Source organism: Caballeronia sp. LZ019 (assembly GCF_031450825.1).
Taxonomy (GTDB): Bacteria; Pseudomonadota; Gammaproteobacteria; order Burkholderiales; family Burkholderiaceae; genus Caballeronia.
In genome coordinates, this window is record NZ_JARTVZ010000004.1 from 1 (window position 1) to 25073 (window position 25073).

Genomic DNA, 25073 nt, shown 5'->3' on the forward strand with positions numbered 1-25073 from the left:
TGAACCACCTGACTTGCGCGTACTGCATCACGGCGCACATCAGCAAGAATCTGCTGAAGTTCTGCCACTTCGGGCTCGTGAACCGCCCCGACTTTGTCGGAGACCGCCGAGTTTGGCGCTACGCCGCGCGAGCGGAGCGCACCAGATTCCGATTGTAGACTTCCTCTGCTTCCGCAGGCGATACGTACCCGAGCGGGCCGAGCAACCGATGGTGGTTGTACCAGTGAACCCATTCGAGCGTGGCGAGCTCGACGTCTTGGAGCGTAGGCCATGAACGCCGATGCACAACTTCGGCCTTATACAAGCCGTTGATCGTTTCGGCCAGAGCGTTGTCGTACGAGTCGCCGACGGTTCCGACTGATGGCTCAACGCCAACGTCCACCAAACGTTCGGTGTACCGAATGCTGAGATATTGCGACCCGTGATCGCTATGATGAATGAGCCCGGGCGGTGGCTGGCGATCGTGTAACGCCTGGTTCAGCGCGTCCAGCACGAAGTCGGTCTTCATCGATGTTGACACGCGCCAACCGACGATACGGCGCGCAAACACATCGGTCACGAAGGCCACATAGACAAAGCCCGACCATGTCCAGCAATACGTAAAATCCGCGACCCACAGCGCGTTAGGCCGCTCGGCCCGGAACTGACGTTTGACCCGGTCCAGCGGGCACGGCACCGCATCGTCGCGCTGCGTCGTCTTGATCCGGCGCCCACGCCGCACACCTTCGAGGCCCATCACCTTCATTAGGCGCGCAACCGTGCAGCGCGCGACCTTCACGCCATCGCGCAGCAGCTGGCGCCAGACCTTGCGCACACCATACACGCCGAAGTTCTCGTCCCAGACCGCCCGGATCAGGGCCTTCAGTTCAACATCGCGGCGCGCTCGTGCTGGCCATTGCTCCGGATCACTGCGCCGCCCGGCGTGCCGGTAATACGTTCGACGGCGCGATCGGCAGCAGGCGGCAGATCGGCTCGATACCGTAGACGTCGCGATGCTCTTCGATGAACGCGATCATGGCTTCGATCGGCGGTCGAGCTCCGCCTGCGCGAAATATGCCGAGGCCTTGCGCAGGATCTCGTTGGCCGTGCGCAATTCACGATTCTCGCGCTCCAGTTCCTTCAGACGCGCCAATTCCGAAGTTGTCGCGCCCGCTCGTTGGCCACGGTCGCGCTCAGCCTGAATGATCCAGTTGCGAAGCGTCTCTCGCGACATTCCCATCTTCGAGGCGATCGAGCGGATCGCCGCCCCCTGCGTTTGATACTCGTGTTGGTGCTCGAACACCATTCGCACCGCTCGCTCACGGACCTCATCCGAATATCGCGTCCCAGTGGGCTTCCGTGCCTTGCCTTCGCTTTCCATGCTTCAAATCTCCCGTTACAGCCAAGATCCGAAGTCTCCTACATTTCCGGGGCGGTTCACCCGCGATGCTCCAGGATCATCCCCGCCGCGTCGGCGTTGCTCAGAATAGCCCCTAGCGGTTGCCCAACTTCGTGCGCAATCGATGCGCTCAACTCACCGGCAGACGAGATGCGTGTAGCTCTGGCGAGCTCGTTAGCACGTACGGTTGCGGCTTCTTCGGCGAGTCTTCGCTTGCGATGCTGCCAGAGCAAGGCGGCAATTGTTAAAGCTTGCAGCGCTACCACAGCAGCCACGAAGAGAACAGTGCCTCGATATTGATTCCAAAGGGATAGAGGCACATTGATCTGCTCACAGTCGTCCGGAATCAGAGCGGAGCGAACCGCCAATTTATCGGCCTGTCCTCTGTTCGACGATGCATCGAGATCGCTGCGTCGGCAAAGTCGCACTGTGGGGCGATACCTTGCCAAGCAAGATGGATGCAGCGAGCTCGCCCGCTCGGCGTCCGTTGTCCTCGTAGCTTATAAAAGCACCGCCTATCAGGCCTTGATTCAGGTAAGTCGGATACCACCCGTAAATGGGAGCACGCGACGCATGCGCGATCGGAGCGACAACTTCAAACGGGAAATAGGTTCGGCTTTCACGGTCACGATACATCGTCGTATAGATAACTGCGGCGGCGGACGGGTCAAGTGCGCTAAGCCGAGTCTTCAGTTCCTGGAGCGTAAGTCCGCTCCATATGCTCACCTCCCATTTGCGGGATCGCCGGGATCGAGCCGCCTGTTCAGCCAGCCGCGAGGTGAAGTCGTCGAAATTGCTGTTTCCCGCCACGATCACGAGTTGTGTCGCTTGCGGCTGGAGCGCTTCGGCAAGGGCAATGGTCTTGTCCGCGTCAAAATGCCAAGGGATATAAGCAAACTCGGGAGGCATGCGTGCGACACGGCTTTCGTCGATGCTTGTGATCAGGATGGGTGTCTTGGGCCAGATGTCCCTGTGATATCGCGTGGTGAAATCGAGCGCGAAGTCGGCGATGCCAATCACAAGATCGATTCGTTTGTTCCCGTATTTCTTCTTAAGAAGCGCGAGGAACTGTGGAGTCAAGTCGTCACGATCGAATCGCAATTCGTCAACGGAGTCTGTGTAAAACTCGACGCCATCTAACGCAGCCGCAGTTACGGCGCTACGCAGTGCTCGGATTTGGATCGCTACTGCTGGCTGCGTAGGATCGGCGCCCGGGAGAATGACGACTCGCCACCGCTCGCCGGCATGAGCGGCCATGGAGAGCAAGCCAAGAAGCAATACCAGACAATATAAGCTCCAACGTCCCTGCAATTGCGCGGGGTAAGGCGATGCAACGCGCTGTGCCGCAGTTCCCTCGGGCATATCAACTCCGAAAGTTGGCGAGCCGATTTGGTCGTACGCACAATCGGAGCGGCCTGCAGTTTCTAACCTCCGATGATCGTACGACGCCCAATATAGCAAAGCTTACATTGACCTTGACGCCGTTCGGTGCTTCGTGATCATGGGACATTCGGCGCTGCGCGCGTGTGTCTTGCCTTCGACGGGCCGCTTTATGTTCCTACCGGCCATCCGCTGTTATGTGTGTTGGATGACCGAGAAGGGTCGGCCTGCGTCAGACTGCTCCTTAAAGTCATCGCCCGAGAGCGGCCAGTGGAATGCCGCTGCCCGGAAGCCGCCAGTCGGCAGTGCGTACTCCGACTCACAACGGCCAGCCGTGGTTTCCTTAAGCGGCCGTTTACGGTCTCCGTCTCTCTCAAGTAGGTTGGAGCTTGCGCACACAAAACCATAGCCGAGATCGTACGACCGTCGACATGTGATGAACGAATCCGACTCCATGCGCAAGCCGCCAGGCTCGGTCTCTCGGTCTGGGTGTCGCGATGCTGGCGCTTCGCGGCGGCTTCTATCTCAGGAAGACGCGTGTGTTCATCGACTTTGCGATGGAAATTTTCGGGAGCTTGGTTAAGGCGCGAAGATTCCATGCGACGAAGGACGAGCGTGTGACGGGTCGCATATTCAATCGATGACCGCTTATTCCTCGACGACAAGCGCTAGGAAGCGTGAGCCTGCACCAGCACGTCCCAGGGCGCGGGCGACGGAAAGATCTCTTGCAGGAAGCAGACAAACGCCTTTACCGCCGGATTGCTGCGGCGGCTCTCGGGCCACACGGCATGCAGATGGAATCGGTCGTAGGCGAACTCATGCAGCACAGGCACGAGTTCGTGCCGTCGAACGAATGGCGCCGCGATATACGTCGTCGAAATCCCGATACCGGCGCCGGCCGCCAACGTCGCGGCAATCGCGTCGCTCACGTCGATAATTAAGCTCGACGCAGGCGTGACCTCGACGAGTTTGCCTTCGACGTTGAATGGCCACGCAGCCTCCTGTCCGGTTGACTGATATCTGAAGTTCACGCAATCGTGTCGCAAGAGATCGTTAGGATGCTGCGGGACGCCTCGCTCCTCCAGATATTCCGGCGACGCGAACGCGCAAATCCGATGCGGTGCGAGACGGCGCGCGATCAACCGCGTGTCGCCGGGATCGCCGACGCGAATGGCGACATCCACGCCCTCCTCGATCAAATCGACGTATCGATCGCTCAGGCGCACGTTGACTGTCACTTTCGGATGCTGCCGGCGAAACGCGGACAACGCGGGCGCAAGGATGTTCACGCCGACGGGCAGTGGCGCCGTCACCTTGAGCGTTCCAGCCGGCTCCGCGCGCGCGGCGGCCACGCCTTGCTCGATACCTTCCGCCTCGCGCAATAAGCGTTGCGTGCGCTCCAGAAGATCGCGTCCCTCCGGCGTCAGCGTCAGTGAGCGCGTGGTCCGGCTGAACAGCCTGAGTCCAAAATGCTGCTCCAGCCGCTGGATGCTCTTGCTGATGGCCGATGGCGAAACGGACAGCGAACGCGCGGCAGCCGTATAGCTGCCAAGCGATGCGGCACGCGCGAATGCGATCAGCCCAGTCAGCCTTTCGACGACGATTTGTTCCATGATGGCATCATTAGAGCGAACGGCAGCCCGATTATCAAGCGCGGTTTCGCGAATTAACCTTCTTCCATCGACGCCACACCGGCGAAGTCAAAAAGGAGAAGGACATGAACGCGAACACGGAAGCGCAGAAAGCACAGGCCACGGAAGTCGCCAACGGCGCATTGGCAGGCAAGACCGCACTGATCTTCGGCGGAACGTCTGGAATCGGGCTCGATGCGGCTCTTCAGGCGAAGCGCGCGGGCGCGGAGGTCATCGTCGTAGGCCGATCGGCGAACACGGCTCAACGCGTCGCCGCGCAACATGGCTTCGCCGGATGGCGCGCAGCCGACGTGACCGACGCACACGCGCTGCAACAGGCGGTCCGCGACATTCCGAAGGTCGATCATCTGGTCTTGCTGGCCGGCACTTTCGTCGCGGGGACGGTGCGCGAGGCGGACGTCGCGCATCTGCGGAACGCCTTCGAGGAGCGCATCTGGGCGGCCGTGTACGTCATTCGCGCGCTGGGCGACCGCTTGAGCGCCGATGGCTCGATCACGTTCATCTCGGGCAGTCTCGCCGACCGTCCGAACGCCTACGGCACCGCGGTGCTCGCGGCAGCATCGGCTGCGATGGAAGCGCTCGCGCGCGGCCTCGCGCTCGAACTCGCGCCGGTGCGCGTCAACACGCTGTCGCCCGGTCCGATCGATACGCCGATCCTGCGCAAGGCGCTCGGCGACGCGCGCGAGGCGGTCGTCGCAAACATGGAGAAGACGCTGCCGCTGCACCGTCTCGGCACAGCCAGTGAAGCAGGCGCGGGCGTGGTGTTCCTGATGACCAATGGCTTCATGAACGGCGCGACGCTCAACGTCGATGGCGGCGCGCGCCTCGTGTAACCCGAAGCCAACGGAGAAAGACATGACCACGCTTTTCGACCCTATCCGGCTGGGTGATATCGAAGCGCCGAACCGCATCTTCATGGCGCCGATGACGCGCGCGCGAGGTACGCAGGATCACGTGCCGACATCGATCATGGCGCAGTATTACGCCCAGCGCGCGAGCGCCGGACTCATCATCAGCGAGGCGATCGGCATCTCGCAGCAGGGCTTGGGATGGCCCTTCGCGACCGGCCTCTGGTCCGACGAACAGGTGGCGGGCTGGCTGCGCGTCACCGAAGCGGTACACGCGGCCGGCGGGCGCATCATCGCCCAGCTCTGGCACATGGGGCGCACCGTGCATCCCAGCTTCAATGGCGGCGCGTAGCCGTTATCGGCTTCGGGCACGACCGCGCCGGGACACGCGCATACCTATCGCGGCAAGCAGCCGTACGTCGCGGGCAGACCCATGCGCACGGACGAAGTGCCTGCGCTCCTCGACGATTTTCGCCGCGCTACGCGAAATGCCTTGCGCGCAGGATTCGATGGTGTGCAGGTGCATGCCGCCAACGGCTATCTAATCGACGAGTTCCTGCGCGACGGCACCAACTTCCGCGACGACGCTTACGGCGGCAGCGTCGAGAATCGCATCCGGCTGCTGAAGGAAGTGACGCAGGCGGTGATCGAGATAGCCGGCGCTGGCCGCACCGGAGTACGGCTCACGCCCAACGGCACGGACCAGGGTGTGCGCGACAGCGATCCCGAGCCTGTGTTCGTCGCCGCGGCGCGGACACTATCGGCGCTCGGTGTCGCGCATCTGGAATTACGCGAGCCGCCGATGAACGGGACTTTCGGCGCGTCAGATCGGCCGCCCTTCGCGCCAGCCATCAGGAAGGCATTTGCGGGCGTGACCATCCTGAATTCGGATTACGGTCTCGATCGTGCGGCGGCGGCCATCGCCGGCAAAGAGGCGGACGCCATCGCCTTTGGCCGACCGTTCATCGCAAATCCAGATTTGCCGCAGCGTTTCAGCGCAGGCGCTCCGTTGGCGGCCGATAACGGCGCGTTGTGGTTCACGCAGGGGCGCGAAGGCTATCTCGACTATACCGCTCTTGCCTGAACAGACGAACGTCCGCTGTTGGGCGGCTTGAGGCAGTGCGGGCGGCAATTAGCTTACCCAACAACGGCCATTCAGCGAGCGCGGAGGAGGCGTCCGTAGCCGATTTGGACGACGACCTCGACCGGCCGCTCATGGCCGATTAGGTGAGGTCACCAACGGCCGCTTACCGGCATTGCAATCCGCGAATCTGAAACTGGCCTCCCGACCGGTTTGGAGCGTAGTCTGGCCGGAATGGCGTGAGTCGTCTAGTGGTCTAGTCGTCTGGCGCCGCGCGGTCGGCGCTCCGCGCGGTGATTCGGGTAAGACGCCGGCACTGCAAAGCGGCAACGACCGTCCTGCGAGCCGCGCCTGACGTGAGTGATAGGTTTTCTTATCTCCGGCGCTGTTTTTGCCAAACTGGGAAGCACGAAAACGCGTGATGATCACTTCTGCGTCCCGCGCCCGAGAGATGTGCCGCTGACGGAAAGGTGCATGACTAGATTCGCGTCCATCGACGCGGATAGTCGCCGTCTCGCCACTGCTGCGGGCGCTAGCGGCTCGCGCGTAATTGCCCTCGCAGATGGGCCAGTTCGCCCAAACGCTGCCAAGCTCGCGCCCACCTCATGGCCTGCTCGCGGTCTGCCTTCGTTTCAGCTTGAATGAAGCGGTCCACCGCGCGCCCAAAGCGGGCTATTGCATACGAATGACATCCGTGCGGCTCCCAAGCGCGCATGCCCGTCTCCAGTGTTCGTCTCTTCGACGCTCGTTTGTTGCCCAGGCAATGCGCCGTTCTACAAGTAGATAGGCACTCAGTCCCAGTCTTACTGCATCAAAGGCTAGCCTACCGCCTATCGTCCCACTTGAGCGATTCCATACACTCAAGCAGGATAGTCGCGGCCGTGGTCGGTTCCCTCCCGGCCCGCCAGTGCTTCTACCGCGGCCGAGAACTCGGGCGCTGTCGTTACCGCAGTCCGTGCCTTGTTATTCGTTGGTGGCTTGCCAGGGCTGCCGTTTAGGTCGCACGGTCAATAAACGTATTAGCCAGTTTGCTCCTCTGCGCGGGGAAACGGCGGTGGCCCGCCGAGGTGAACAGGAAGATTGGTACATCAAGTGCAGAAGCGGAAATGGAGAAAAGCGAGCGCCCGGTGCTGGGGCAAGGAGCGGACGCAACAACCGAGCGAGGGTTAGCGACCACTGCTCGGTGTTTTTGCTTACTTACCGCCCCGGGGCCTAGGCTGTTTATGCGTGCCCTCTCTCGTTGCACGCAACCTTTCGCCCGCGCCTGGTCAGCGGGCTTTTTCTTTTTCGCCCTCTGTTTCGATCATGCCGTTTCTTCCTCGCTGCGCCTGGCAGCGAAGGGCTTTTAATGACCCGTTCGGGCAGTCCTCGAACGATATCGGCGCCTCTAAAGCCGTTAGCTGTTTATTGCTTCACTTTCGGTAGCCCCAAAGTGCTCGACAGCATCGACGTAAGCAGGTTGACATCGCGATGAATTCGGGCAGGATACGGCTACGCCGCCGAGTGATCGTCTTTGCCTCGGCTGTACCGGGTGAGAGCTATCACATTGCGCTCGGTTACAGGCCGCAGCCTCAGGCATCTTGCGGGATTTCTGTCCCGTGCTACCACAATAACGGGGTGAGAGGGCAAGTGCGCCGCCAGTCCGCCGGAAAACTCAATCCAGAGTTGCATCTGACGTCTCTGCTCGGCAGGTCCGCGACATCGGCAATCCGAAGACCACTTTGGCTGGCAATCGGCGCGACCGTGATGAGCGTGCTTGTCGTGGGCATCACGAGCGTTGTGTTAATCGAAGGTCGCCAGGAGGCGATCCATCGGGCAACGCAAAACTCGGCCAACGTCGTCTCCGCCATGGCAGGGGAAGTCGCACGCAATCTGGAGGTATATGACCTGGCGCTGCAGGCGGTGGTCGAGGGCATGCAGGATCCCGCTGTCGCGACGCTCACACCCGGGATGCGTCGCAAAGTCCTGTTCGATCGATCCACGATTGCCGGCTACATCAGCGGCATCTACGCGCTCGACGCATTCGGCGCCGTTTCGGAGGAGCCCGGCGGCAGGACGATTCTCGCCAACTTCGCCGACCGCGACTATTTCATCGTCCATCGCAACCGGCCTGACGCTGGACTGTACGTGTCTGCGCCATTCCGATCGCGCTTGAGGAATGGCAACGTATCGATCGCCCTGAGCCGTCGCATTACGGCCGAAAGCGACCGGCGCTTCGCGGGCGTTGCGATGCTTGCCATCGACCTCAAGTACTTCCAGCAGATGGTGGACAAGTTGCAAGTCGGACCTCACGGCTCGGCGTTCGTGATTCAGACGGACGGCACGTTGCTGGCGAGGAACCCGGGGCTGCCTGAGGGCTTGTTGCCACCGACGCTGAATTCGCCAAGCCTCGCGACGCTGCTGACGTCCAAGAGCGGGTCCTACGTCGCCGCCTCTCCGATGGACGGGGTCGAGCGCGTCTACACGTTTGCTCGCGTGCGTGGAAGCAATCTGATCGTCTCGATGTCGCCGTCGCTGCAAGACGTGACCGCCGAATGGAAGCGGCGTTCGCTGATCGTGGCGGCCCTGGTTCTAATCGTCACGGGCTGCTTTACCTTCGCCGTCTGGTTGCTCTTTCTGGCGTTACGGCAACGTGACGCCGCGCAGGCGAAACTGTTGCACATCGCAGGAACCGACGCGCTCACCGGGCTGGCCAACCGCAGGACGCTGGACGCCGCGCTTGAAGAGCTGTGGGCATTGGCAACCCGGAACCGCTTGACGGTCGCGCTGTACTTCATCGACGCGGACAACTTCAAGGCGTACAACGACCAGCATGGTCACGACGCAGGCGATCGGGCGCTTCAGCTGATCGCCGAGTGTCTCGCGCGCTATGCACGCCGCGGCAGCGACCTCGCTGCGCGCTATGGCGGGGAGGAGTTTGTCCTGGCGCTCGCCGATACGGACGCTCAGCATGCAGCAGGCGTCGCCGAATCGATCCGCAGTGACGTCGAGTCTGAATCATTGAAGCGCGCGAGCGGATCGGGCTCCGTCGGTTTGCGGGCGCCGATGACCGTGAGCATTGGCTATGTCATATGCGATTTTCCGCCCGGCGCAGCGCTCGTCGAGCTGGTCGACCTTGCTGACGCGCTTCGATTGGCCGACGAAGCGCTCTATGCGTCTAAACGTGCAGGCCGCAATCGCGTAAGCGTCGCAGATGCCGGCCTCGCGCTCAGGGCCATGCCGCACGCTGATTCGGTCTAAGTCGGTCGCCAACGCTGAACACAAGCGAAGTCGGATCAGAGAAGGCCGCAAGTGTCCGGTGTGCCCCTGCATCATGGGATCTTTGCCGCCACACCGGGCGCAAGGTGATCGATTAGTCTAAGCAGGCACCGCAAGGGATCTCCTTTTCTGTGAAAAGCGTCGATTTCCGCTTCCTTGCCGCGCTCGATGACTTCCGTCTCATCCAGCGAGGTATACGCGATGATCGGTGTGTTTGCGAAACGGCGTGATCCGCGCATCGCTAATGCCACGCCGAATCCGTCGCAAGCCGGCATTTCGATGTCGAGTATGACAACATGCGGCGTCCAGGCAGGCGACGTCATGAGGGCAGAAGTCCCGCCATCGGCGACGATTGTTCGGATTCCCTCAGTTGCGAGCGCAGCAGCGAGCGCTTCGGCGCCCGCGATGTCATCATCGACGATGAGGACCGCCACGGGTGGGGTAACACCTGCAAATGGGCCAGGATTCCAGATTTTCAAAAGCGGAGCGGGCGCGCCAGGCATTGTCGGTAACTAAAGAGACCGTCGTCTCTAACAAGCAGCAATGCCTATTCCTTACTTTCGTCCACCCGCTGCCCTGACTTGCCGGAAAGGGCCGGTACCACAAGTCCTGCATCTTGCCGGGCGTCATCCTCAGTTGGAAACGCTTCCGGCGATTGTCTCAGTACGACGGGCTCACCGCCGCTTGCTCCGTGCAACACCGCAGCCCAAACCCAGCCGCCGGATTGCCTTTCAACCTTGATCTCGATGGATTGCGGCATTGAAGGCCTCCTGTCTATCTCACTATAGATGACGGAAGCGCGGTGCCACAGCCGGCATCGCGGCTAGGCCGATAAATAAGCTTACCAGTCCGTCACTGATTTCATTCCAAACTGGCGCGCATGAAAACGCGTGAGGCCGTGCCTATCCCCCGCTCGCGACAATGCGAGACTGATCGGTCGCGCGCATGTCACCGGGCTTGCACGCGTGCATCCGTGGGAGCTGTTCGCATTGCCGCAGATTGGTCATCGCACCAATCTCACGGAGGGGTGTGCGCCGAGACCGATCGGGTTGCTAGAATCGCTGCACGCACGATCAAGACGCTACGCGGGTGTAAGCCACGTTGTGGAAACCAACGTGGCTCTCGGTCGATCAGGGACAGTCGCGCCCGTGCTGGTTCTCCAGCACAGCGCCCCTGCTAGAGAGCAAACACAAAAGTCAAAATTACCTGTCAACTAAATTAATCTGCAATGCAACGTCCAATCCTCGTCGTTGAGGACAATCTAAATGATCTCGACCTATTGCTCCTCGCCTTGGAACGCACCGGCGCCGCCAACCCGATTGTGACCGTCGGCGATGGTCAGCAAGCGCTCGACTTTCTACTGCGGAAACAACGATTCAGTGACCGCGGTGGGCTGGATCCCGACTTCGTGCTGCTCGATATTAAGTTGCCGCGGGTAAACGGGCTGGAGGTCCTGCAAGCTATGCGCGAAGAGCCTGTTCTGCGCACGGTGCCAGTGGTTATGCTCACTTCATCAAGCTATCAGGGCGATATTGCCACCGCTTACGATTTAGGAGCTAATGGCTACGTCATCAAGGACGGCGACTTCCAAGCATTCTTGGCGGCTGTCTCGCAAATCAGCAAGATGTGGGCGCAACATAACGAGCATCCCCCGCACTTTAGACAGTCCAACCGCGATTAACTACCGGTTTCGATGAGACCAAAGCGCATTGTGCCTTGCCCCATAAACACCGACCTGTGCTGGTCCTTTGTTGCGTCAGCGTCTCGTTTGTCGGGAGACGTTCGCGCCGCGGTTCGGGCACAAGAGCTTCTGCGGAACACGAAGACGGCTGGGCCACATCCCAATCCTGATAACTCGTATTATTAGGATTAGCTTTAATGGTACGCCGTCCTTCAGATCATGAGGACTACGACGCATCCACGTCGACGGATGGTGGAGCGGCACTGCGGCTCGGTGGAAGAAAACAGGCGGACCTAAGAAAAAACCCGCTCAGTTGAGCGGGTTGAATCCATATCGGTGGACATGGAGGAGACAACCCCAGTATAAACCCTTAGCGCTCAACTGCAAGTCCTCTTCAACGTGTCTCACATAGGCAACGGCTTACCGTGCTTTCGCTCCCCAGGCGCAACGCTTGCGTAAATCCAGTGCGGGAGGCGCCGCCATGAAAGCGACTACATTCTTGGAACAAGCCAAACGGGAAGCCCAGCTCGTCGATGCGCTGCTCGTTGCCCGATACGCCCTCGTCATCCATGACGGCATGACGCTATTAGGCGACGGTGAACCGCCGTCGCGCTGGCCGATGCGCTTCGATCGCGAACTCGAGTGCATCGATGCAGCCCTTCAGATGGCCGGGATTGACACGACGCAGGCGCTTCATCCGCCGAATCTTTATTGGAAGGACGATGAGACTGATGACGGCGGTGGCTTGCCGCCGGGCGCGGACGACTGAGATGGGGCGCTGGAGCGGACCACGCGCGACACGCGTGCGCGCACCTGACGCGCTGCCAGGCGAAATGCCTGTGCTCATCGAGCCGCAACTGGCGACGCTGGTTGAGCGCCATCCTGGCGAAGGCGACTGGTCCTACGAGATCAAGTTCGACGGCTATCGCATGCTCGCGCGCATCGAACGGGGCGACGTCGAGCTGGTTACGCGCAACGGCCACGACTGGACGGAGCGCATGCCGCGGCTGCGCGCTGCGCTTGAAGACCTACCGGTCGATACCGCATGGATTGACGGCGAGGCGGTCGTCCTTGATGCGACGGGCAAGCCCGACTTCAATGCGCTGCAGAACGCATTCGACCGGCGCAGTACAGCCGATATCGTCCTATTTGTCTTCGACCTTTTGTGGCTCAACGGCACCGACATCCGCGAACAGCCGCTGCGTGCGCGGCGAGCACTACTGCACGAGTTGATGAAAAGCGTTGAAAACCCGCTCCTACGGTATTCGGACGATTTCGCCGAGGATCCGGCCTCGCTAGTGGCGTCCGCCTGCAAGATGCAGCTCGAAGGCATTATCGGCAAGCGGGCCGATGCGCCTTACCGGTCCGGACGCTCCAACGACTGGATCAAGCTCAAGTGCAACCTCAGACAAGAGTTCGTGGTCGGCGGGTTTTCGCGTGTGAAGGGCGCGAAATCCGGCGTGCGCGCCTTGTTGTTGGGCGTCTACGAGCCAGATGGCACGCTCCGATATTCCGGGCACGTTGCACCCCACCTCACGCCCGGGCGAAGCGCTGCCTTCAGCAAGCGCGCTCAGGCTTTGCAGCAGGCTCAACCCGCCTTCTATAACGCGCCGGAACCCGAGCGCGATCGCGAGTTTTACTGGCTCAAGCCTGACATCGTCGCGGAGGTCGCCTTTCTTGAATGGACGCCCAACGGTGAAGTCCGCCATCCGGTCTTTCATGCGCTGCGCGAAGACAAGCCTGCCCGTGCGGTGACGGAAGAAAAGGTCATCACCGAACCGCGGGTCGAGGGTCCCGAGCAAATCGGCTCGACCCGCGAAAGGCCCGGTCCGCGCGGGACGGTCATCGTGGGCGACATCAAGATCAGCAATCCGCAGCGCGTGATGGATCAGGCGTCGGGCCTCACCAAGCTCGACATCGTAAGTTATTACGACGCCATCGCGGAGTGGGCACTGCCCTATCTGCATGCACGACCCCTTGCGCTCGTGCGCGCGCCGGACGGCATTGCCGGCGAGCTGTTCTTTCAGAAGCACTCCGAGCGCGCCCGCATCCCTGGCATGGAAGGGTTGCCCGTCAGTCTGTATCCGGGACACAAGCCGCTGCTGGTGGCGAATACCGCGGACGCGCTGGTCGGACTCGCGCAGATGAGCGTCGTCGAGATTCACTCATGGAATGGCGCGGCACCTGATCTGGAGCATCCGGATCGCGTCATCTTCGATCTGGATCCCGACCCAGCCTTGCCGTGGTCGGCCATGTTGGAAGCGGCAGCGCTCGTGAAGGTGGTGCTGGATGAGCTGGGATTGCGCTCGTTCGCGAAGACCAGTGGCGGCAAGGGCTTTCACATTGTCGTGCCGCTCAACCGGCGACAAGGTTGGGAGGAGGTCAAGCTGTTCTCGCAGGCGGTCGCCCAGCACATGACGCGCGTGGTGCCGCAGCGCTTTTCAGCAGTCCTCGGTCCGAAGAACCGCGTGGGCAAGATCTTCATCGACTACCTGCGCAACGGTCGGAGCGCGAGTACGGTGGCCGCGTTTTCCGTGCGCGCGCGCCCCGGCATGGCGGTGTCGATGCCGGTCTCGTGGGATGAGTTGAATGACGTGAGAAGCGGCGACCAATGGACGATGGCGCAAGCCGTCCACCGACAACGCACGCTCACCACTGATCCGTGGGAAGGCTACTGGCGCACGCGGCAAGGGATCACGGCCGCGATGCGCCGGGCGGTCGGCGTGAAGCGCTAAGGATGTCGCAATCTCACGCTCGCGAATCGAACGCTAGCCCCGCGCTTCGGTGCCCTTAAGCTCGCCATGCTTATGCGAGTGCGTCGCGCCGTATTTGAGCTCATAGTGCGCGCCCTTGCCACTGCGCGTGGGCGGGAAGTGCTCACCCTCGACACACGTCACTTCGAAGGTGTCTTTGCCATCCTCGTGAACCACGGAATAGATACCGGACACCTTGACGATTTCACCGGGCTTATACGAGTTGTCACCTGCCATCGTCGCATCTCCTGAGAAAAGAACAACGACAGACGAGCAAGGAGCGTTCCGAGCGTTTTCGGCCAAACGTCGCCGGCCAAAGCATCACCGCTGGTCGCCACTACGCCACCAACGCCACCAACGCCACCTTTACGCCGCGAGTCGATGCTTGTAGTAAGGCCGGTCGCGATCTTCCAGAATGGCATCGAGCGCGGCGCGGTCGGACGCCTGCGGATTCAACCAGGCGTCAACGTGCTCTCGCTTGATCGGCACGATGCAGCGGTCGTGACCCGCAGCTTCCACCTCGGCAGGCGGTTCATCCGTGATGGCGGCGAAAGACAACAGATCCGGCTGACCGGGTGCCGTCCACCTGGACCACAGGCACGCGACCATCAGCAACTGGCCGTTGTTGGGACGAAACTCGAGGACGACGTTCTCGCCCGGCGCCTGCGGTCCGCCATGCGTTTCGAATAAGGTATTCTCGCACTTCGCGCGCGTGACGTTCTCATAGAAGACGTTGACGAGCAGCAGGCCGTGCGTATGGCCAAAACACGGCTTCCAGAACTTGTCCAGGCTGTCGCGCCGCGCGTTGTACGTGCCTGGATATTTGATGTCGTAGTTCGCAGGTTTGCCCGCGATGCGGCATTGATTGCGCATCGGCTTGACCACGTACTGCCCGTCCTCGATTACGAGGACCGGCGCGTAGTAGCCGGGAAAGATGCGCGAGTCACGGGGCTCTTGTTCGGTTCGTCCGGAGTCGGCGAGTCGCCGTAACGCCGCATCGATCTTGTCAGTCGCGATGCGCTTGCCTTCGGTCGCTGCTTTCGTCGTCTTCATCTGCAGCGTGCGCTCAGCATCGGCCAGTCGCGTTCGCTGCTTAAAAAGTTCCTGCTCGACCTTGGTCGCCTGTTCCGCGTTGTACCGATCAATCAAAGTCTTGATCTCGCGCTCGTCATCGGTCTGAGGCTCACGGAAGCCGTCTTCCATCGCTTTCGGGATTTTTACCTTGCTGCCCTCGGCGCGCTCCCAGAACAGTCGCGCGAACTCGCGGATGTCCATCTGTGCGCCGAACATCTTCACATAGCGGCGATAGTCGGCCTGGATTTGCGCTGAGTAACACATCCGTCAGATTCCCCATTGTTGTGATGGCGAACGCCAAGGCGCAGGACGTCAGAGCGCCTCTTTGCACAGCGCCAGCATCTTCTTGATGACGGTGCACGAATAGTTGAGTTGCATGTCACCCGTGAAGAGCGCCTGGATGTTCGACTGCCGCACCGCGATGCCGGCGCCTTTCAGGTCTCGTTTGGCGATCTTGAGCGCCAGTTGGCCTAGGCGCACGCGCTCGAGCCAATCCATCCAGAGGTGGTTGCGTCGAAGCCAGAGGCGGCAGCTTTCCACGAGATGGTCGATTCGCCACTCATACGTGAGCGAATGGGAGGCTGCGACGGTCGCGACCAGGAAGCACAGCAGCTCGGCGCGCGCGTCCGACCCATCCGTCACGTCGTTGATATCAGATCCGGCCATACGTCGATTCGTTTCGTCCCTGCTTCGTTTCCTGATGGCGTCGCTCACTTTGATTGCCAACGCTCGGTAGCAAGTGCGGGCGTAGGCGCCGGAATCAACATCACATCGCGTTCCTCGGACGCGGCTTTGGGTGGCGCCAAGTCCTAGTTACCGATCCGCCCCTGCCAGCGCTGGTCCTACTTTCACAGGGCAGTGCCCAGCAGGATAGTCGCCCGACCGACCGATAGCGACAAAAAGGGCGCAATACCAGTTGCGAGTTTCGAGGTAAAGTACTGTACATATATACAGTACTTATGCACAATGGCGGCCCTGCCCAAACATGTCGAGTCCATTCATCCGAACCTGTGGCTCGGATCGCAGCTCGCGCGCGCCTACGGGAAGACCGTTGACACCGGCTATGCGGCGTTGTCGGCGGAGTTGCCCGGCGGCGGCTGGCCGCTGGGTGCACTCGTGGAGTTGCTGGTTCAGCAGCCGGGCGTCGGTGAAATGCGTCTGCTGCGTCCGGCGCTCACACGCGTCGCCCACGACGCTCACCGCCCCGTCGTGCTGCTGCAGGCGCCCCATGTGCCGAATGCGCTGGCGTTCTCGTACCTCGGCGTGCCGCTGGAGAAACTGATGTGGCTGCGCGCATCGAAGACGGCGGACGCCTTGTGGTGCGCGGAGCGCGTGCTGCAGGCCGGCAGTTGCGGTGCGCTGCTGTTCTGGCAACAGCACGTCCGCTCCGAGGCTTTGCGACGCTTACATCTGGCCGCTCAGGCGACCGAGACGTTGCTGATTCTGGTGCGGCCGTTGGCCAGCGCCCAAGATGCGTCGCCGGCGAGCCTACGGCTTGGCGTGAGACCGGCAGAGGGCGGAATTGCAGTTGACATGATTAAACGACGCGGCCCCAACCGAACTGAGCCCTTGACCGTCACCTTACAACCGTCGCCGATCTTGCTGAGTCCCTATGGCCGTATTCGTCGCCATTCACTTGCCCCGGCTGTCGCTGGAGGTGTTCAGACCGAGGTGGTCGCCTCCGTCTGAGCACGGGTGCGTGGTGCTCGAGCGCGACAAAGTCATTGTGCTCGATGCGGTGGCGAAAGACGCAGGCGTGCGAGTGGGGACGAAGCGCGGTGGGGTCACGACGCTCGCGTCGGAGGCGCTGATGTTCGATCGCAGCCCGGAGCGCGAACACGGAATGCAGCGCGAGGTGGCCATCGCGCTGCTGCGTTTCTCGCCGCAGGTGGCAGTTTGCGAAGAGGAAACCATCGTCGTTGACGTCACCGCGAGCTTACGGCTCTTCGGCGGCGTTCTGCACGTGTGCAGGCAAATCAAGGACATCGTCAAGACCATCGGCGTCACCGCGCGCATGAGCGCGGCGCCCACCGGCCGGGGCGCGTGGCTGCTCGCCAAGGCCGGCCGCCGGCGGGTGCTCAAGATGCGTTCGCTTGAACGTCACTTGGGCGCCTTGCCGTTCATGGTGGTGCCGGAGCTGCGGCCGTTCGCCGACTGGTTCAGTGGACTGGGCTGCCGCGTCCTGGGTGATATCCAACGCCTGCCTCGTGCAGGTTTGAAAAAGAGGTGTGGCGTGGACTTACTCGATTCCCTGGACCGGGCCTATGGCCTGGCGCCTGAACTGCACGAATGGCTCGAACTGCCGCCGACCTTCAGCGCACGCGTCGAGCTGCCTGATCGCGTCGAGCATGCCGAAGCCATTCTCTTTTCCGCGCGGCGACTCGTCGTGCAGCTCTGCGGATGGCTCACCGCCCAGCAACTGGCGCTCACGCATGCCACGATCACGCTCGAGCATGAACGCGGACGGCAGGCTATCGAGCCGACGCTGATCGAGATCGCGCTCGCCGAACCGACCTGGCATGAGGAGCACCTGGTGCGTCTCCTGAAAGAGCGACTCGGGCGCACCGAGCTCGAAGCCGCGGTGATCGCCGTGCGGCTGACGGCCTCGGACGTGCGCGCGGCTGAACCGCCCAGCGATTCGCTGTTCCCCGAACCCGGTGGATCCGCGCAAGACCATAACCAGCTGCTGGAGTTACTGGCTGCGCGCCTCGGCCCCGAAAATGTGCTGCGGCCCGCGCCCGCGCCCGATCATCGCCCCGAACACGCCAATCAGTGGGTGCCCGTACAAGGCAGCCCAAGGACGCACGCCGCGACCCTCGCGCCCTCCACCCTCGCCGCGCCTGATGATCTGCCGCGGCCCACCTGGCTGCTGCATGTGCCGTTGCGGTTGATGGTCAAGAACCATCGTCCGTTCTACGGCTCGCCGCTCAAGCTCGTTTCGACCGGCGAACGCATCGAGGCCGGATGGCATGACGGCGCACTGGTGACGCGCGATTACTTCGTCGCGGAAGCGGACGACAAGAGCTGCTACTGGATCTACCGCGAACGCCCGAGCGTCAAAACCGAGGAGACGCGCTGGTTTCTTCACGGCCTGTTCGGCTAAGCGGATAAGCAGGTGGCATTGTGGAGTTTCCCTCATCGGCTCTGCCCGACTACGCCGAGCTTTTCGCGTTTTCCAATTTTTCGTTCCTGCACGGCGCGTCGCACGGCGAAGAGCTGGTGCTGCGCGCGTCGCAACTCGGTTATGCGGGACTGGCCATCACCGACGAGTGTTCGGTCGCGGGCGTCGTGCGCGCGCACGTTCAGGCCAAAGAAGAAAAGCTGCCGCTCGTCATCGGCTCGTACTTTCGTCTGGTTCATGCGAATCACAGTGTGGACGAAGCCGACAAGCGCACTGCTTTTGGCCCCGCATTTGGCCTGATCTTGCTCGCGCAGAACCGCGAAGGTTACGGCAACCTGTGCGAACTCATCACGCTGGCGCGCATGCGGGCGGCCAAGGGTACCTACCTGCTGACACCCGACGATCTCGCGCACCCCGAAGCCGAATACGCGCATTTGAAGGGCGTTCAGAATTGCCTCGCGATCCTGGTGCCGGACTTTCCGGCGAATGAAGAGACGCTGACTGCGCAAGTCGACTGGCTGCGCCAGACCTTCCCGGCGCGTGCGTGGATCGGGCTCACGCTGCATCAGCGGGCGATGGACGACATCCATCGCGGCATCGTCGAACAGGTTGCATTGCGAGCCGGGATACCGGTCGTGGCCACCGGCAACGTCGTGATGCACGTCCGCTCACGAAAGCCCCTGCAGGACACCATGACCGCGATTCGCGTCGGCAAACCCGTGGCCGAATGCGGGTATGAGCTCGCGCCGAATGCCGAGCAGCACTTGCGCTCGCGGTTGCGGCTCGCCAACCTGTATCCACCGCATGCGATTGCCGAAACGTTGAGAATTCTCGCGCGCTGCAGCTTCTCGCTCGACGAACTGCGCTACGAGTATCCCGACGAACTGGTCCCCGAAGGCTATACGCACGAAGCCTATCTCCGACAGGAGACGTATATCGGCGCGCACCGGCGCTTCCCTGGCGGCGTTCCACACAACGTACAGCAACAAATCGAGCATGAGCTGCAACTCATTCGCGAGCTGCGCTATGAGGCGTACTTCCTCACCGTCTATGACATCGTGCGCTTCGCGCTCAGCCAACATATCCTGTGTCAGGGCCGAGGGTCGGCCGCCAACAGCGCGGTGTGCTATTGCCTGGGCGTCACCGAAGTCGATCCATCACGCGGCAACATGCTGTTCGAGCGCTTCATCAGCAAGGAGCGCGGTGAGCCGCCCGACATCGATGTTGACTTCGAACACCAACGGCGCGAAGAGGTCATCCAGTACATCTACCGCAAATACGGGCGCGATCGCGCGGCCATCGCCGCAGCGGTGTCGACCTACCGACCGCGGGGCGTTGCTGCGGGAAACCGGCAAGGCGCTCGGCATTGATCCGCAGATCGTCGACAAGGTCGCGAAGAGCCATCAGTGGTTTGATCACTCGCAGGATCTGCTGCGTCGATTCGAAGAGTCAGGCCTCGATCCTGCCAATCCGCTGATTGCCATGTGGGCGAATCTGGCGGCGCAGATCCTTAACTTTCCTCGCCATCTGTCGCAGCACTCGGGCGGCTTTGTGATCAGTCGCGGCAAGCTCACACGGCTGGTGCCCGTTGAGAATGCGGCGATGCCGGACCGTAGCGCGATCCAATGGGATAAGGACGACCTCGAAGCGCTCGGCTTGCTGAAGATCGACGTTCTCGCGCTCGGCATGTTGTCCGCGATTCGACGAACGCTCGATATCGTCTCCGAGCAACGCGGTGAGCGCTTCGAGATGCAGGACATTCCGGCGGAGGATGCGGCGACCTACGAGATGATCTCCCGCGCGGACACGGTCGGCGTCTTCCAGATCGAGTCGCGCGCCCAGATGAGCATGCTGCCGCGCATGCAGCCAAGAGAGTTCTACGATCTCGTGATCGAGGTGGCGATCGTGCGGCCGGGGCCGATTCAGGGTGGTGCTGTCCACCCCTACTTGCGGCGGCGCCAGAAGCTGGAACCGGTCACCTATCCCAGCAAGGAATTGGAAATCGCGCTGGGCCGTACGCTCGGCGTGCCGATTTTCCAGGAGCAGGTCATGCAGGTGGCGATCCTGGCTGCAGGCTTCACGCCGGGCGAAGCCGATCAGCTGCGGCGCGCGATGGCGGCATGGAAGCGCAAAGGCGGACTGCAGCAATACTACGATCGGATCGTGGGCGGCATGCAGGCACGCGGTTACGACAAGGCGTTCGCCGAAGCCATCTTTGAGCAGATCAAGGGATTCGGCGAATATGGCTTCCCGGAGAGTCACGCGGCGAGCTTTGCACTCCTCGTCTATGCGAGCAGTTGGCTCAAGTGCCATGAGCCCGCCGCGTTTTTGGCCGCCATGCTGAACTCTCAGCCGATGGGCTTCTATTCGCCCTCTCAGCTCGTACAGGATGCGCGGCGTCACGGAGTCGAGATGGCCCCGATCGACGTCACCATCAGCGGCTGGGATTCGGTGCTCGAAAATCGCTTGGGTCGGCAGGAGCCCGTCGTGCGGCTTGGGCTGTCGTTGCTTAAGGGCATGCGCGAGGGCGCCGCCGAGCGGATCGAAACGGCACGCGCCGTGAAGCCGTTCGCAAGCGTGAGCGACTTGGCGCGTCGCGCGCAGCTCGATCGCCGCGACCTGCAAGTACTCGCGGCAGCGAACGCGCTCCGGTCGCTGGCAGGGAACCGTCGTGAAGCGTTGTGGCAGTCTGCGGCCGCGGTGCCCGACCGCGACATTCTGGCCGATACTCGAATAGACGATGACACGCCGACGCTCGGAGCGCCGTCGGAGGCGCAGGAGATCGTGAGCGACTACAACACGGCGGGACTGACACTCGGGCGCCATCCGCTCTCGCTGCTGAGGCCGGCACTGCTCGAACAACGGTTAATGCCCGCTTCGACCTTGCGGACCTATCAAAACGGCCGTCTCGCGCGAGGCTGTGGGCTGGTGACCGTACGGCAACGACCCGGGACAGCAAAAGGCGTCATGTTTGTGACGCTCGAAGATGAGACGGGCAACGTCAACATCATCGTCTGGCCGTCGCTGCTCGAGAAGCAACGCCGTGAAGCGTTGGGCGCGGCCTTGCTCGCGGTGTACGGCACCTGGCAATGTGAGGGCGAAGTCCGTCACCTGGTTGCGCAGCGACTCGTCGATATGTCCCATCTGCTTGGCGGACTGACGACGGTCAGCAAGAACTTCTGCTGACGCGTAGCGGTGCCGCTCACGACTGGCAAATTGCGACCCACTCCGGTCAGACGGCCGTCTCCAAAGCGGTCAGTCAGCCAAATTCAGGTTTCGCGAAGTGGAGTGCCGATAAGCGGCCGTTGGCGACCTCACCCGATCGGCCATGATCGGCCTTTCGGGTGCGTGTGCATATTCGTTCTTGAAGGGCCGCTGAGCGTACGCAATGAGTCGTTCGACCGTGGGCCAGAGCGCGCATAACTTCAATGCGTGGACGGCTGCAGGACAACGTTTGTTTCGCTCATTGCGCCCCGAACATCGCTATTAGTTCTAGCAAGTCTGTGCCCGCAAAGGGCTTGACCAGAAAGTGCACACCGCCCGCGTTCGCAACAGCCAAGCGCGTCGTCTCATTGTCGTGCGATGTGATGAAGACTGCTGGAGGACGCGGTTCGCCGAGTTGTGCGTAGAGAGTCGGCCCTGACGCGCCGGGAAGCTGGACGTCCAGGACAAGGCACCAAGCGCGGTCTATACAGCCTGTGGCATTGAGTACTTCGACACTCTCGTATGCAAGCGTGTTGTATCCCGCCAGTGTGAGCAGGCGTTGTAGCGCACGCCGCATGCCATCGTCGTCTTCGACAATGACGATCGTCTGTTTGATATCGCTCATGGCCGGCCACGGGGAGATACCTCAAGTGTGGTACCGAGCGAGTTGCTTGACTATCCGGATGAGGGGCAACGACGTTGCCCTTGGGGGCAAGCAAGGTTCTCCCACGCATCCGCCGCGCGGGTAATCGGCTCCGCGCGTCGAATGAGGTCTGCAAGTGAGTGTGCGTCAAACTTGCGCATGAGTTCGGCTCGACACGATTTGATTGTTCGTTCGCTTAGATCGAGTTCTGCAGCGATCTGTTTATTCAACTTTCCGGTGATGATGCCGCGTAAAACGACTTGCTCGCGCTCGCTGAGGGCAGCATCACGAGGCAACGGTAAGGCATGCACCACCGCAGTGGCCTCAGCTGCGGCGAGCGCACTTTCGATAGCCGCAAGCAGCGCTTGCGAGTCGATGGGCTTCAATAGAAAGTCGCTGGCACCGGCTTTTATGGCAAGAACCGTTTTTGGAATGTCTTGATAGGCGCTGATGAAAACGATCGGAATCGTGTGCGCCCTGCGATGCAGCGCGTGCTGCAGGTCCAGGCCGCTGGGACCAGGAAGTTCCAGGTCCAGGAGCAGGCAGCCCGGAAGCGGGTGGGGTTCTGCCACAAGGAAGTCGCCGGCGCTCGCATAGGCTTGCACCAAATAGCCGGCGTTCTTCAGGAGCCGTGACAGTGCGGTGCGCATGGCTTCGTCGTCATCCACGATGTGGACTACCGCTTCGGCATGATCTATCAACTCTCGTGTCCTCGCTTTGTCGCCCTTTCGTAGCATGTCAGATCACGATCGGAATCAGCGAGTCGGCGCACGGGGTGTCGTTGCGTCATCTCACACTCACACAAATACCACAAGTGTGGACGAGGCTGTGCGCCTCTCCGATGCCGCTACTGGCTGGGAGTTAAAGCCGCTGTCGCTATCAAGTTTTGCGGCTTCACCCGGATGAGGCCATTCCGCGGGCTATCAATGTCCGCGATGAGCGTGAACGAGATCGAGACAATCAAGGGCATGATCATGAGGAAGCGTTTCCCGGTCTTGAACTTCGCGTGCCGTATCCGATCAGGACATTGCAGAAGAAACCGATGATGACCATGAGCGCCCATGCCGAGGCTGGGATATGGTTCCACCAGGCGGCTTGTGTGTAACCCTGCGTATTGATGACATCATTCATTCCGGCGATCGCAAGTGCGGTGAGCGGACTCGGTTGCGCGTTCGCGCCGGTGCGTGCGGCGGTCCAAAGGTTCGATTGCAACTGAGCCGTCGTCGTGTTGATTTGCTGCAGTTCATCGCCGTCACCGGTCTGATAGAACTTGATTCGTTGAGCGATGTACTGTCCCAGAAGCGCACGGATCTCTGAACCCTGGGCTGCCGGGAGGAGTTCTGCACGCAGCAACTCCGTCCCGATAGCGTTCGCTTCCTCTTCTTCAAGGTTTTTGCGCTGGTCGTAGCGTCCCACCGCCATCGAAAGGCTGAAACCGATGACCAAAGCGAGAAGGGTCAGAGCCGCCGACTGCACAGTTCCGAAGTCCTCACGCATGTCGTCTGCCATCGGTCGCGCTCTGCGTAATACCGAGCCGAGGTAGGCGGCTACCGACATCAGCAACAAAGCGAGCACTAGAAAGGTAATTGGATGGCTAACCAGCTTTGGCACGTTTGCCTCCTTCCGGGTCTGTGGCAGTTAGCGCTCAAAGAAGCGCCTTCACAATCTTTCCCATCACGGCGGGAAGGGGAAGCTGCATGGCGGCTATGAAGAGCATGGGTGCCGCGGCAGGCACCATAATCGCCAGAACCCCGAGCTTGGTAAATGGAAAGGGCTTGATGCGCCGCACTGCCTCATAGATGCTTTGCACGTCTGCGACGGGGCCGAGCTCCGGCGCGTCGAGGATCTCTGGCGACCCAACATCTTCTCCGGTGATCCAGCGCCGGTGTACAAGCCGACCATGCCGTCCGACCAAGGACCCATACTCGAGCATGGCCCGACGTTTAAGGCGCGTGAGCGTGAGCACAAGCGGCGCGAACGGAAGCAAAAGGACGAGCGAGACAAGGGCGGCGGCACCAATCAACACGCCCTTCATGGTCATCGGATCGACGCCATGGTAGACAACGTCGTGGGCGAACGCCGCGGCGACGACCGCGGAGACTGCGAAGGCGACAGGACTAAACACGAAGGCAAGTCGTTCAACGAAGGCCAGTCCTCCGGCCCGATCGGGATGGGTCGGGACGAGCGAGAGTGGAAGTCTCGCCAGATTCAGCATCAAGATGAAGACGATGCAAGCCCGCCAGATCCACGCCAGCACAAGAGCGGTGAAGATCGGGCGGACAACGAGGATGAACCACCAACCCGCGAATGGAATTCGGTCTGATGTGCTGATCCAGCCAACGTCCTCGTTGGGGGCGAGGAGAACGCCGGCGCTGGCCCACGCCACCGCACAGCCCAGAATCAAGACCCACGGCAGGATGCGACGCTTGAGGCGAACGACGCCAGCAATGGCCGTGTCGAATTTGGGCACGTCGGCAGATGAGACGAGGCCGCTCTCGAGGAAGTATTGTAGGAACGGCCGAAACGATCGTTGAGCCGTATGCTCGGCGACGACGAGCAGCGGTATCGCAACCAAGCAGCGGACATGGATGCCGAAGTGTGAAGCGAGCGAGTCCTCGCCATGAGTCAGTGATGCGCGGCCAGTCGCAACGGCCCATAGAGCGATGGGAAGCCAGCAAAAGGCGGCCAGGACGAACGCGCGCCGAGCGACGCCTAAACCGTCAGACGGTATCAGACCGATTCGTCGCTGTAATCGAAATGCTGCATCGTCGCGGACGAACGAGAATTCCAACGAAGACTGCTCGAAGCCGGCGCTCGGGGCACCATCCGGCCTTTCGTCTGATGGCCGCATCTTTGACTCTCGATGAACGGTTTGTCGTGGAAAGATGGCATCAGACGGCCATTCGCGCTATTGGGAGAACGGGCAAAGCGATTGCCCGAAGGTGCAATTCAATTCGCGGTGCGAAAGCCATTGCCCCGAGGGGCAATGGCAGTTGCCCG

At 61.5% G+C, this 25073-nt stretch carries 18 protein-coding genes, 3 pseudogenes and 1 other annotated feature; of the genes and pseudogenes, 9 read left to right on the plus strand and 12 right to left on the minus strand.

Features of this window, described 5'->3' with window-relative positions:
• Positions 1 to 118 precede the first annotated feature (118 nt).
• The 3 genes and pseudogenes from P9255_RS11850 to P9255_RS11860 form a co-directional block, all read right to left on the minus strand.
• Positions 119 to 1360, minus strand: a pseudogene (locus P9255_RS11850) (IS3 family transposase).
• Positions 942 to 1058, minus strand: a sequence feature (AL1L pseudoknot). (Overlaps the previous pseudogene by 117 nt.)
• Positions 1361 to 1747: 387 nt before the next feature.
• Complete coding sequence (locus P9255_RS11855) at positions 1748 to 2740, minus strand: hypothetical protein (RefSeq protein ID WP_309789529.1); 993 nt, start codon at positions 2738 to 2740, stop codon at positions 1748 to 1750.
• A gap of 686 nt (positions 2741 to 3426) precedes the next feature.
• A complete protein-coding gene (locus P9255_RS11860) occupies positions 3427 to 4371 on the minus strand; it encodes a LysR family transcriptional regulator (protein WP_309789531.1) in 945 nt (314 codons plus the stop codon).
• 104 nt (positions 4372 to 4475) lie between these two features.
• On the opposite strand from P9255_RS11860, the gene P9255_RS11865 reads away from it, so the two are divergent.
• The 3 genes and pseudogenes from P9255_RS11865 to P9255_RS11875 all read left to right on the plus strand — a co-directional run bounded on the left by P9255_RS11865 (position 4476) and on the right by P9255_RS11875 (position 9579).
• Positions 4476 to 5243, plus strand: coding sequence for an SDR family oxidoreductase (locus P9255_RS11865; RefSeq protein ID WP_309789532.1), 768 nt, complete (start codon positions 4476 to 4478; stop codon positions 5241 to 5243).
• 22 nt (positions 5244 to 5265) lie between these two features.
• A pseudogene (locus P9255_RS11870) lies at positions 5266 to 6342 on the plus strand (alkene reductase).
• 1743 nt (positions 6343 to 8085) lie between these two features.
• The gene (locus P9255_RS11875; RefSeq protein ID WP_309789533.1) at positions 8086 to 9579 is read left to right on the plus strand and encodes a diguanylate cyclase; all 1494 of its coding nucleotides are present in this window, start codon (positions 8086 to 8088) and stop codon (positions 9577 to 9579) included.
• A 71-nt stretch (positions 9580 to 9650) separates the two neighbouring features.
• Here P9255_RS11875 and P9255_RS11880 read toward each other — a convergent pair whose 3' ends face one another.
• Together P9255_RS11880 and P9255_RS11885 are read right to left on the minus strand one after the other, a co-directional pair.
• Positions 9651 to 10031 carry a response regulator gene (locus tag P9255_RS11880; RefSeq protein WP_309789534.1) on the minus strand — a complete coding sequence of 127 codons (381 nt, stop codon included), beginning with the start codon at positions 10029 to 10031 and terminating at the stop codon, positions 9651 to 9653.
• Between the two features lie 113 nt (positions 10032 to 10144).
• A complete protein-coding gene (locus P9255_RS11885) occupies positions 10145 to 10357 on the minus strand; it encodes a hypothetical protein (RefSeq protein ID WP_309789535.1) in 213 nt (70 codons plus the stop codon).
• A 468-nt stretch (positions 10358 to 10825) separates the two neighbouring features.
• On the opposite strand from P9255_RS11885, the gene P9255_RS11890 reads away from it, so the two are divergent.
• From P9255_RS11890 to ligD, 3 genes are all read left to right on the plus strand, one after another.
• Positions 10826 to 11278 carry a response regulator gene (locus tag P9255_RS11890; RefSeq protein WP_309789536.1) on the plus strand — a complete coding sequence of 151 codons (453 nt, stop codon included), beginning with the start codon at positions 10826 to 10828 and terminating at the stop codon, positions 11276 to 11278.
• Positions 11279 to 11777: 499 nt separating this feature from the next.
• Positions 11778 to 12047, plus strand: coding sequence for a hypothetical protein (locus P9255_RS11895; RefSeq protein ID WP_309789537.1), 270 nt, complete (start codon positions 11778 to 11780; stop codon positions 12045 to 12047).
• A 1-nt stretch (position 12048) separates the two neighbouring features.
• Positions 12049 to 14013: a DNA ligase D gene (gene ligD, locus P9255_RS11900; RefSeq protein ID WP_309789784.1), complete on the plus strand. Its 1965-nt coding sequence runs from the start codon at positions 12049 to 12051 to the stop codon at positions 14011 to 14013.
• A gap of 33 nt (positions 14014 to 14046) precedes the next feature.
• Here ligD and P9255_RS11905 read toward each other — a convergent pair whose 3' ends face one another.
• The 3 genes from P9255_RS11905 to P9255_RS11915 form a co-directional block, all read right to left on the minus strand.
• Positions 14047 to 14268: a hypothetical protein gene (locus P9255_RS11905; protein WP_309789538.1), complete on the minus strand. Its 222-nt coding sequence runs from the start codon at positions 14266 to 14268 to the stop codon at positions 14047 to 14049.
• A gap of 129 nt (positions 14269 to 14397) precedes the next feature.
• The gene (locus P9255_RS11910) at positions 14398 to 15369 is read right to left on the minus strand and encodes an SOS response-associated peptidase family protein (RefSeq protein ID WP_309789539.1); all 972 of its coding nucleotides are present in this window, start codon (positions 15367 to 15369) and stop codon (positions 14398 to 14400) included.
• A gap of 48 nt (positions 15370 to 15417) precedes the next feature.
• Positions 15418 to 15771: a hypothetical protein gene (locus P9255_RS11915; protein WP_309789785.1), complete on the minus strand. Its 354-nt coding sequence runs from the start codon at positions 15769 to 15771 to the stop codon at positions 15418 to 15420.
• Positions 15772 to 16071: 300 nt separating this feature from the next.
• Between P9255_RS11915 and imuA the strand changes: the two genes are divergently transcribed.
• The 3 genes and pseudogenes from imuA (at position 16072) to P9255_RS11930 (ending at position 21412) form a co-directional block, all read left to right on the plus strand.
• Positions 16072 to 16794 carry a translesion DNA synthesis-associated protein ImuA gene (gene imuA / locus P9255_RS11920; RefSeq protein ID WP_309789540.1) on the plus strand — a complete coding sequence of 241 codons (723 nt, stop codon included), beginning with the start codon at positions 16072 to 16074 and terminating at the stop codon, positions 16792 to 16794.
• Positions 16718 to 18208 (plus strand): DNA polymerase Y family protein, encoded by a 1491-nt coding sequence (locus P9255_RS11925; protein WP_309789541.1) that lies wholly within the window; start codon positions 16718 to 16720, stop codon positions 18206 to 18208. Before imuA ends, P9255_RS11925 begins: the two co-directional genes overlap by 77 nt.
• A gap of 20 nt (positions 18209 to 18228) precedes the next feature.
• Positions 18229 to 21412 (plus strand): annotated as a pseudogene (locus P9255_RS11930) (error-prone DNA polymerase).
• Positions 21413 to 21689: 277 nt separating this feature from the next.
• On the opposite strand, the gene P9255_RS11935 reads toward P9255_RS11930, so the two are convergent.
• The 4 genes from P9255_RS11935 to P9255_RS11950 form a co-directional block, all read right to left on the minus strand.
• Entirely contained in the window at positions 21690 to 22055 is a 366-nt protein-coding gene (locus P9255_RS11935) for a response regulator (protein ID WP_309789542.1), read from the minus strand.
• Positions 22056 to 22105: 50 nt separating this feature from the next.
• Positions 22106 to 22741: a response regulator gene (locus P9255_RS11940; protein WP_309789543.1), complete on the minus strand. Its 636-nt coding sequence runs from the start codon at positions 22739 to 22741 to the stop codon at positions 22106 to 22108.
• Between the two features lie 304 nt (positions 22742 to 23045).
• Positions 23046 to 23684 carry a hypothetical protein gene (locus P9255_RS11945; RefSeq protein ID WP_309789544.1) on the minus strand — a complete coding sequence of 213 codons (639 nt, stop codon included), beginning with the start codon at positions 23682 to 23684 and terminating at the stop codon, positions 23046 to 23048.
• Between the two features lie 34 nt (positions 23685 to 23718).
• The gene (locus P9255_RS11950) at positions 23719 to 24924 is read right to left on the minus strand and encodes a hypothetical protein (protein ID WP_309789545.1); all 1206 of its coding nucleotides are present in this window, start codon (positions 24922 to 24924) and stop codon (positions 23719 to 23721) included.
• Positions 24925 to 25073: the final 149 nt, after the last annotated feature.

Excerpts from the sequence above, each read along its gene's own strand:
- P9255_RS11855 (WP_309789529.1), bottom strand. The coding sequence starts at position 2,740 with ATGCCCGAGGGAACTGCGGCACAGCGCGTTGCATCGCCTTACCCCGCG.
- P9255_RS11860 (WP_309789531.1), bottom strand. The coding sequence starts at position 4,371 with ATGGAACAAATCGTCGTCGAAAGGCTGACTGGGCTGATCGCATTCGCG.
- P9255_RS11865 (WP_309789532.1), top strand. The coding sequence starts at position 4,476 with ATGAACGCGAACACGGAAGCGCAGAAAGCACAGGCCACGGAAGTCGCC.
- P9255_RS11875 (WP_309789533.1), top strand. The coding sequence starts at position 8,086 with ATGAGCGTGCTTGTCGTGGGCATCACGAGCGTTGTGTTAATCGAAGGT.
- P9255_RS11885 (WP_309789535.1), bottom strand. The coding sequence starts at position 10,357 with ATGCCGCAATCCATCGAGATCAAGGTTGAAAGGCAATCCGGCGGCTGG.
- P9255_RS11890 (WP_309789536.1), top strand. The coding sequence starts at position 10,826 with ATGCAACGTCCAATCCTCGTCGTTGAGGACAATCTAAATGATCTCGAC.
- ligD (WP_309789784.1), top strand. The coding sequence starts at position 12,049 with ATGGGGCGCTGGAGCGGACCACGCGCGACACGCGTGCGCGCACCTGAC.
- P9255_RS11905 (WP_309789538.1), bottom strand. The coding sequence starts at position 14,268 with ATGGCAGGTGACAACTCGTATAAGCCCGGTGAAATCGTCAAGGTGTCC.
- P9255_RS11910 (WP_309789539.1), bottom strand. The coding sequence starts at position 15,369 with ATGTGTTACTCAGCGCAAATCCAGGCCGACTATCGCCGCTATGTGAAG.
- P9255_RS11915 (WP_309789785.1), bottom strand. The coding sequence starts at position 15,771 with ATGGCCGGATCTGATATCAACGACGTGACGGATGGGTCGGACGCGCGC.
- imuA (WP_309789540.1), top strand. The coding sequence starts at position 16,072 with ATGGCGGCCCTGCCCAAACATGTCGAGTCCATTCATCCGAACCTGTGG.
- P9255_RS11925 (WP_309789541.1), top strand. The coding sequence starts at position 16,718 with ATGGCCGTATTCGTCGCCATTCACTTGCCCCGGCTGTCGCTGGAGGTG.
- P9255_RS11935 (WP_309789542.1), bottom strand. The coding sequence starts at position 22,055 with ATGAGCGATATCAAACAGACGATCGTCATTGTCGAAGACGACGATGGC.
- P9255_RS11950 (WP_309789545.1), bottom strand. The coding sequence starts at position 24,924 with ATGCGGCCATCAGACGAAAGGCCGGATGGTGCCCCGAGCGCCGGCTTC.